This window comes from Methylovulum psychrotolerans (assembly GCF_002923755.1).
GTDB lineage: Bacteria > Pseudomonadota > Gammaproteobacteria > Methylococcales > Methylomonadaceae > Methylovulum > Methylovulum psychrotolerans.
The window spans coordinates 13,023-22,735 of record NZ_PGFZ01000006.1; the positions used below are offsets into that span (position 1 = coordinate 13,023).

Consider the following 9,713-nt stretch of genomic DNA (forward strand, 5'->3'; position numbering starts at 1 on the left):
TCAGCAGGGCGACGGGTTGGCCGTCTTCGAGCAGATAGGCCAGCCGCCCGTCCGGGTAGGCCGGGTCCAGCGGCAAATACGCCCCGCCCGCCTTGAGGATGGCGAGCAGGCCGACGACCATCTCCAGGCTGCGTTCGGCACAAATGCCCACGCGGCTGTCAGGCCGCACCCCCAAAGCCAACAGGCGGTGGGCGAGGCGGTTGGCGAGGCGGTTGAGTTCTGCGTAGCTTAAGCTGTGGCCTGCAAAGTTTAAGGCGGTGGCTGTCGGGGTTTGTGCCGCTTGGCGTTCAAACAACTGGTGGACGCACAAGTGTTGCGGGTAATCGGCTTCGGTGGCGTTAAAGGTGTCCAGCAGTTGCCGACGTTGCGCGGCGCTGAGCAGGGGCAGGCGGCTGACCGGACACTGGCCGTCGGCGGTGAGCTGGCCGAGCAGGGTCTGGTAGTACCCGGCTATGCGTTCGGCACTGGCGGCGTCGAACAGGTCGGTGGCGTATTGGAGGGTGCCGCTGAGCACGCCGCCGTGTTCGGCCAGGGACAGGCTGAGGTCGAACTGGGTGGTTTGGCGGTCTTGGCCGTGGCCGGACAGGCGCAGGCCGGGCAGGTCGGGCAAGCCGCCGCCGGGGGTGTTGTCGAGGCTGAGCAGCACTTGGAACACCGGGCTGTGCGCGAGGCTGCGCGGCGGGTTGAGGGCTTCGACCAACTGCTCGAAAGGCAAGTCCTGGTGGGCGTAAGCGGCCAAGGTGGTGGCCTTGACTTGGGCAAGCAACGCGTCGGCGCTGGGGTCGCCGTCGAGGCGGACGCGCAGGGCGAGGGTGTTGGCGAAGAAGCCGAGCAGCGGCTCCAGTTCGGCGTGGCGGCGGTTGGCGATAGGCGTGCCGATGACCACGTCGGTTTGGCCGCTTAAGCGCGACAGCAACACCGCCCAGGCGGTGAGCAGGGTCATGAACAGGGTCGCGCCGTGGCGTTGGCCGTACTGGCTGACGGCGCGGCTGAGTTCTGGCGGCAAGCGGAAACGCCAATCCGCGCCGTGGTAGCTTTGCCGGGCGGGGCGCGGGTAGTCGGTGGGCAAGGCCAACAGGGCGGGCGCAGCGTCCAAGTGCTGCCGCCAATGGCTGAGCTGGGCGTTGAGCGCCGCGCCTTGCAGCCATTGGCGCTGCCAAGCGGCGTAGTCGGGGTAATGCAAGGCCAGCGGCGGCAGCGGGTCGGGCAGGCCTTGGCAATACGCCGCGTACAGGGCGGCAAACTCGTGCAGCAACCTGCCCACCGACCAGCCGTCGGAAATGATGTGGTGCTGGGTGACCAGCAGCAGGTGCGCGTCGGCGGCCAAGCGCAACAGGCGGCCGCGGATCAGCGGGCCGTGGCCGAAATCAAACGCCGTCTCGGCCTCAGCGGCGCTGTGCCCGGTGACGGCGGCGGCTTGGGCGGCACTGTCCAGCCCGCTCAGGTCGTGTTCGGCCAGACAAAAGCCGCACCCGGCGGGGGCGATGTGTTGCCGGGGTTCGCCGTCATCTTCGCTGAACGTGGTGCGCAACGCCTCATGGCGGGCGATGAGGCGGTCTAAAGCGGCGCTCAGGGCGGCGCGGTCAAGCCTGCCGTCCAAACGCACCCCCAGCGGCAGGTGGTAAGCCAAGCTGGCGGCGGGGTCGAGCTGGGCGAGGAACCAAAGCCGTTGTTGCGCCCACGCCAGCGGAATGGGGCGGCTACGGTCGCAGGGCAGGATGGGCGGCAAAGCACTTTGTGCGGTTTGGCCGACGCTGAGGGCGAATTCGGCCAGCACCGGATGGGCGAACACTTCGCGCAACGGCACTTCCACGCCCAAGGTTTGGCGTAGCCGGGCGACCAGTTGCACCGCCAGCAAGGAATGCCCGCCCAGTTCGAAGAACTGGTCATGCCGCCCGACGGGTCCCAAATGCAGCAGTTCTTGCCACAGTCCGGCGATCAGGGTCTCGGTAGTGCCTTGCGGGGCTTCATAGCCCCGTGCGGCGGCGCCGCCGTCCGGGGCGGGCAAGGCCTGGCGGTCGAGCTTGCCGTTGGCGGTCAAGGGGAACTGTTCCAGGCTGACGAAGGCGGCGGGCAGCATGTACTCGGCCAGTTGTCCGGCGAGTGTCCGGCGCAATTCGGCAGGGTCGGGAACTTGCCCAGTTTCCGGGATCAGGTAGGCGACCAGCCGCCTGTCGCCCGGCTGGTCTTCCCGCGCAATGACCACGGCCTCGCGGATATCGGGGCATAGACATAAACGGGCTTCGATCTCGCCCAACTCGATGCGGAAGCCCCGGAGTTTGACCTGGAAATCGTTACGCCCCAGATAAGCGATGCTGCCGTCCGGCAACCACCGCCCCAAGTCGCCGGTTTTATACAAACAGGGATAGGCATTGCCATTGCTGTCGCCAGCATCACCATCGCCCCCCTTAAGGAACGGGTTGGCGATAAAGCGTTCCGCAGTCAGCGCCGGGCGGTTCAGGTAGCCCCGCGCCACCCCCGCGCCGCCGATATACAGCTCGCCCGCCACGCCCGGCGGCACGGCTTGCAGGTGCCGGTCCAGAATATACACCTGCGTGTTGGCGATGGGGCGGCCTATCGGCACACTGCCCGCACGGTGCGACAGACAGGCGTGGGTGGTGACGAACACGGCGGCTTCGGTGGGGCCGTAGGCGTTAAACAGGCGGACATGCGCCGCCCAGCGTTGCGCCAAGGCGGGCGGGCAAACGTCGCCGCCGACAATCAGGGTCAGCCCGGCCAAGGCCGACGGGTCCGGCAGCGTCGCCACGGCGGCGGGCGGCAACAGGGCGTGGCTGATGCCCTGCCCCACTAAAGTCGCCGCCAACGCCGCGCCGGGCAGTAAAGCCCCGGTGTCCGCCAAGCACAAACACGCGCCGTTGCCCAAAGCGGTGAAAATCTCCCAGACGCTCGCGTCAAAACCCAAGGACGCGAATTGCAGGACGCGGCTGCCCGGACGGATGCCGAACAGCCCCGGTTGCGCCTGCACCAAGTTACACAGCCCCCGGTGCGGGTTCATCACGCCCTTGGGCTGTCCGGTCGAGCCGGAGGTGTAAATGACATAGGCCAGATGGCCGGGGGCCAGCCCCACGGCGGCGGGGTCTATGTTGTGGCCGAAACCCACCACATCCCCTAGACCGTCCGAATCCGCCAAACCGCCCGCCGCATCCAACACCCGTACAGGCAGGCCTAAGCCCTCAGGCAACCGCGCGAGGCCGGCCGCGTCGGCCAGCACCGCCACGGGTTGGCTGTCGGCCAGCAGATAGGCCAGCCGCCCGTCCGGCAACGCCGGGTCGATGGGGACATACGCCCCGCCCGCCTTGAGCGCCGCCAACAGGCCGACAATCGCCGCCACCCCGCGCCCGGCGCAGACCGCCACCCGCCCGTCCGGGCGCACCCCCAGCCGCCGCAGCGCGTGGGCGGCGCGGTTGGCCTGGCGGTTCAGGCTCCCGTAACTGAGCGTTTGCCCGGCACAGTCCAGCGCGGGCGCGTCCGGCTGCCTGGCGGCGTGCCGCTCGAACAGTTGGTGGGCGCACAGGTGTTGCGGGCAGGCGGTGGCGGTGTGGTTAAAGCCGTAGAGGAGTTGCTGGCGTTCAGGTTCGGGTAAAATGCTAAGTTGGCTGACGGGCTGGTCAAGCTGATGTAGCAGTGCCCCCGTCAATTGGCTAATGGCGGCCTCAAGGTAAGCGGCGACCCGTATCGGGTCGATGCTGCCGATACATTGGGCAGCAAGGCTAAAGCTTTCGCCTAAATCATCGACAGACAAGGTAATGGGATAGTTGGTGCGCTCTTCGGCGCGTAACAGTTCCACACCTTGCCAAGCCGCGTTAGCGGCTTCATCACCCGCTTTATGGCTGTGGCGGTAATTCAGCACGGCCGTAAATAAGGGCAGAGAGGCAGTAACGCCGCTGCACCGTTGCGCCAAAGCGAGCGGAGCCTGTTCGTGCGCCAGTAACCCGGTCAATTGCCGATGGGTTTCTTGCACTAATTGCCCGGCGGTCAAATGCGCCAAACAGATACGGATAGGCAAGGTATTCATAAACATGCCCAAAGCTTGGTCAGAAACCCCCAAGCCTTGCAGCCGCCCTGACAACACCGTACCGAACACCACATCGTCCCGGCCTGTACACCCGGCCAACACTTGCGCCCAAGCGGCATGGAAGATGACCGCGTTAGCAACCCCCTGTTGTTTGGCGCACTGGAGAATCGCTTGCGATAAGGCAGGACTTAATGGCAACTGGGCTTCCCGACTGTCTTTGCCGTCACCTTGCACATCAAGATAACCGAACGGGGCGGTCGGCTCGGTAACCTCGGCCAATTGTTGCCGGAAATAGGCTTCATGATGGCTGACAGGCACCGCGCGTGCTTGGGCAATATAATTGCGGTATGGCAAGGAGGCGGTTAAACGCCCGCCCTGCCCGGCCAGCAAGGCTTGGATTTCGGCCAACACCAATTCCCCCGTAATATGATCCCGAATGACATGGTGGTTCAGCAAGGCCAATAACCAAGTCCCGGAGGCCGCATCGGCGCTGTAATAGGCGGCAAACAGCGGGGCTTGTTGCAGATCCAGCCGTAACTGCCCCGGATCGGTACGCGCTAATAGGCCTTGCATAGCGTCTTCACCCGCACTACAAGCCAGTTCGGTCATCGGTAATAGGGCGTGGCGTTGCACAACTTGGACAGGTTCCGCCAAGCCTTGCCAAACAATGGCGGTGCGCAAAATATCGTGGCGGTTGATAACGGTTTGTAAGGCCTCAAGAAAAGCGGCCAAACGGCTGCGCTGGTCAAACCGGAACAGCAGGCGCATTAAATACGCGTCGCCGTCCGTTGCCAGCAAATGGTGGAACACCATACCTTCTTGCAACGGCGAGAGCGGATAAATGTCGGCAATATTGGCCGCGCCGCCGGGAATTAGCGCGGTGATTTGCGCAAGTTCGCTGTGGCTTAGCGTCACTAAAGGCAGCATATCGGGGGTCAGCACCGTGCAATCGGTCGGGATGACATTCGGCGGCACGCTAAACACTTCCCGGTCAGCGGCGGTTTCGGCAATGCTGGCGGCCATTTCGGCCAGTACAGGCGTGGTGAACACACTCATCACATCAGCGGCGTAACCTTGTTGTTGTATTTGCTCAATCAAGGTGATGGCCAGCAAGGAATGCCCGCCCAATTCAAAAAAGTGGTCGTCGCGGCCCACTTGGCTTATCCCTAACAGCGTTTGCCACAGTTCGGCCAAGGCGGTTTCCACCGCCCCTTGCGGTGCGGCATAGCCCTGTAAGGCCACTGCGGTGCTGTCCGGTGCGGGTAAGGCGTGGCGGTCAAGCTTACCGTTTGCCGTTATCGGCCACTGGCTTAGGCAGACAAACGCGCTGGGGATCATATACTCCGGCAACACCGCCTGTAACTCGCCGCGCAACTGTGCCACAGGCAGGCTGTCCGCCGTTTGCAAATAAGCGACTAAGCGCTTATCGCCCGGCTGGTCTTCGCGCACCAGCACCGCCACGTCCCTCAACCCCGTGCAAGCGGCAAGACGGGCTTCAATTTCGCCCAACTCGATACGGAAGCCGCGCACTTTTACCTGTTGGTCGCTACGCCCCAAAAATTCGAGGTTGCCGTCAGGCTGATAACGCGCCAAATCCCCGGTTTTATACAACCGCCCCCCGTCTGCTCTGAACGGGTCGGGGATAAAGCGTTCAGCAGTCAAATCCGGGCGGTGCAAATAGCCCCGGCTGATACCCGCGCCGCCAATGTACAGTTCTCCAGTCACGCCGACAGGTACGCGCATTAACCCGGCATCCAGCACATACAGCCGGACGTTGGCAATCGGCTTGCCTATCGGTAAGGGGCGGTTACTGTCCGCCGCGCTGGCGGCGTAGACACTGCTCCAAACGGTGGCTTCGGTCGGGCCATATTCATTGTATAAAGCGGCATGGCCTAACTGGGCGTAATGGTGTTTGACGGCCTCGACCGGACAGGTTTCGCCCGCGACAATGACCGTGTTTAAGGCTTGCAGTTGCTCCGCGCCTTGCGCCAAGAGGGCGGTATAGAAAGACGGTAAGGCAAGGATATGGCTGATTTGTTCCCGGGCGATTAACGCCGCTAAGGCGATAGGGTTTTTGGCCACCTCCGGTTCCGGCAAACACAGGCAAGCACCTTGGGATAAAGTCCAGAACAGCCCCGCCACCGAGCTGTCAAAGACAAACGGCGAGACTAATAGGAAAGCCCGCAACGGGTTTTTATACGCGGCAAAGCGGGCGGTTGTTGACTGCACGGCGTTGCGGTGGCTGACTAAAACCCCTTTAGGCTGTCCCGTAGAACCGGATGTGTAGATAATATAGGCCAGATTTAAGGGCTGTAGCGGTACTTGAAGCTTATCCGCCGGATAAGCCGCCAAAATATCCGGCTGATCCAGACACACTAAGGCCGCCAAATTTTGGGGCAAGCTAGGGCGTAAGTGTTGCTGGGTCAATAAAACCGGGGCTTGGGTGTCCTGTAAAATATAGCCGATACGCTCTACAGGGTAATCAGGGTCTATCGGCACATAAACCCCGCCCGCTTTCAAAATGCCCAATAGGCCGACCAGCATAGCGGGTGAGCGTTCCACGCACAGCGCGACGGGCATCTCGGCACGGATACCTTGCGCTTGCAGGTAATGCGCCAATTGGTTGGCTTGGGCATCCAGAGCCGCATAACTCATGGCTTGTCCGGCAAACATGAGGGCGGTGACGGCGGGTGTCTGCGCCGCCTGTGCCTCAAACAATCCATGCAGGGATTTTTCGGTAGGATAAGCGGCTGCGGTTTGGTTTAATTGCATCAGCCATTGCTGTTCGGCAGGTGCCAGCAATTCTAATTGGCTAATGCGTAATGCCGGTTGGTCGGCCATTTGCGTCAAAATAGCCAAGAAATAGCCGATAAAACGCTGTACCGTCGGCACATCGAACAGTTCTTTGCTATAGCCTAAATTCCCGACAATCTCTTTACCCACTACCGTTAAGGATAGGGTCAAATCGAATTGGGTAGTGTGTTGCGGCACGTCCAAGCCGATAATGTCGAGTTCAGGGAACGCCAAACTGGCGACTTCTGGGGTGTTGTTCAAATTCAACCAGACTTGGAAAATCGGGTTATGCCCTAAGCTGCGTTCGGGGTTGAGCGCTTCGACAATTTGCTCAAACGGCATGGCTTGATGGGCTTGTGCCTGTAAGGCCAGGTCTTTGACTTGGGCAAGCAATTCGCCGACCGTCGGGTCGTTGGTTAGCGGCACGCGTAAGGCCAAGGTATTGACGAAAAAACCGATGAGCGGCGCCAATTCCGCCAAAGGCCGATTGGCGGCCGGGGTGCCGATGACAATATCAGTTTGTCCCGACAAACGCGCCATCAGGACAGACCACGCGCTCAGCAAGGCCATAAATAACGTGGCGTTTTGCTGGTCGGCCAGTTCTTTGACTGCCGTGGACAAGGCCGCAGATACCGTAAAACCGATATTGCCGCCCGCATGGCTACGCACCGCAGGCCTAGGCTTATCGGTCGGCAAGCTCAGTAAGGTCGGGGCGGTGCTTAAGGTCTGCCGCCAAAAATCCAAGTGCTGCGCCAGCACTTCACCTTGTAGCCATTGCCGTTGCCAGACGGCATAATCGGCATACTGGACAGCCAAAGGCGGCAAAGGGTCGGCTAGGCCTTGGCAAAACGCGGGATACAGCGCCCCGACTTCCTGAACGATGATGCCAAAAGACCAGCCATCGGAAATAATATGGTGTTGGGTTATCAATAGGATATGGCAATCATCGGCCAATTGTAATAACTGGCCACGGATCAGCGGTCCTTGTGCCAAATTAAAAGGCCGCGCAGTTTCTTCGGCACATAAGCGGTTTATATCGATAGGGCCGGCTGTGGGCGGACGTAAGTCGCGTTCCCATAACGCAAAACCCGGCTCGGCAATGACTTGCTGGGGTTGGCCGTCAACGCTGACAAAACAGGTGCGTAATATCTCATGGCGGCGCACTATCCGGTCTAGCGTGGCTTTCAGGGCCGTTTTATTTAATTTGCCCTGTAAGCGTAACCCGGCGGTGATATGGAAAGCGGCACTGGCTTCGGGGTTTAGCTTGGCGAGGAACCAGAGCCGTTGTTGCGCCCATGACAGCGGAATGGGCTGGCTACGGTCGCAGGGTAGAAGCGGCGGCAACAGGCTTTGGGCCGCTTGGGCGACGCTCAGGGCGAGTTCCGCCAGCACCGGATGGGCGAATACCTCGCTTAGCGGCAGTTCCACGCCTAGCGTTTGGCGTAGCCTTGCAGCCAGTTGCACTGCCAGCAGCGAATGCCCACCCAGTTCAAAGAACTGGTCTTGCCGCCCGACGTGTTCTAGATGTAGCAGTTCTTGCCAAAGCCCGGCGATGACGGTCTCGGTGTGGCCTTGGGGGGCTTCATAACAGCGGGTGGCGGCGGTGTCGCCTTCAGGTGCGGGCAGGGCGTTGCGGTCTAGCTTGCCGTTGGCGGTCAGCGGCAACGCCGCCAAACTGACGAAGGCGGCGGGCAGCATATAGTCGGCCAAATGCACGGCGAGCTGGCGGCGCAGTCCGGCGGGGTCTGGGCTGTGGCCTGCCGCCGGAACAACGTAGGCGACCAGACGCTGATCGCCCGGCATATCTTCCCTGGCGATAACCACGGCCTCGCCGATGCCGGGGCATAGACATAAACGGGCTTCGATTTCGCCCAATTCGATGCGGAAGCCCCGGAGCTTGACTTGGAAATCGTTGCGCCCTAAATATTCGATAGTACCGTCCGGCCACCAGCGGCCTATATCGCCCGTTTTGTACAGACGCGCCGCGCCGTCTGGCCGGAAGGGATTGTCGATAAAGCGTTCGGCGGTCAGTTCGGGGCGGTGCAGATAACCCCGCGCCACGCCCGCACCGCCGATGTAAAGCTCGCCCGTCACCCCCAGCGGCACAGGTTGCCGATGGCTATCGAGGATATAAATTTGCGTGTTGGCAATAGGGCGGCCAATATGGGACAGAAAGCCGCCCGCTTTGGGCATGGCGACCCACGTCGAATAGGTCGTGGTTTCGGTAGGGCCGTACAGGTTAACCACTGTTTCTGCCGGGCTGTCGGTGAATAGCCGTTCGGCCAGCGTCCGTGTTAGGGGTTCGCCCGCCAAATTGATGGTTTTGGCGCTGGCGGGAATACGGCGGTTGTCCAGCAGCAGTTTGGCGGCGGACGGCACGGTGTTGATGAGGGTGACACCGTCCAGCGGGCTGTCGCTGCCGCGTAAGTCCTTAAGCAAACAGACACAAGCGCCTGTGCTTAACGGTACAAACAATTCAAACACTGCCAAGTCAAAATTAATGGCAGTGGCGAACAGGGTTTGTGCCAGTTGCGCGGGGCTGAATTCGGTACTGGCCCAAGCGATAAGGTTTAAGGTGTTCCGATGTTCAATCATCACCCCCTTCGGTTGCCCCGTAGAGCCGGAGGTGTAAATGACATACGCCAGATGTTCCGGGGTCAGCCCCAAGGCTTGCGGGTCAGGGTTCAGGTCATCCCCACCCTGCCCCGCCGCATCCGACAACCCGTCCATGACGATGACAGGCAACCCCCCGCCCGGCAAGGCTTGCAGACGCGCCCGCAAGGCCGCTTGGGTCAGCAGGGCGACGGGTTGGCCGTCTTCGAGCAGATAGGCCAGCCGCCCGTCCGGGTAGGCCGGGTCCAGCGGCAAATACGCCCCGCCTGCC

At 61.8% G+C, this 9,713-nt stretch carries 1 protein-coding gene; it reads right to left on the minus strand.

Annotated elements, in window-relative coordinates; translation table 11 throughout:
* A partial coding sequence (locus tag AADEFJLK_RS25140; RefSeq protein ID WP_211299217.1) for a non-ribosomal peptide synthetase occupies positions 1-9,713 on the minus strand: 9,713 nt, incomplete at both ends.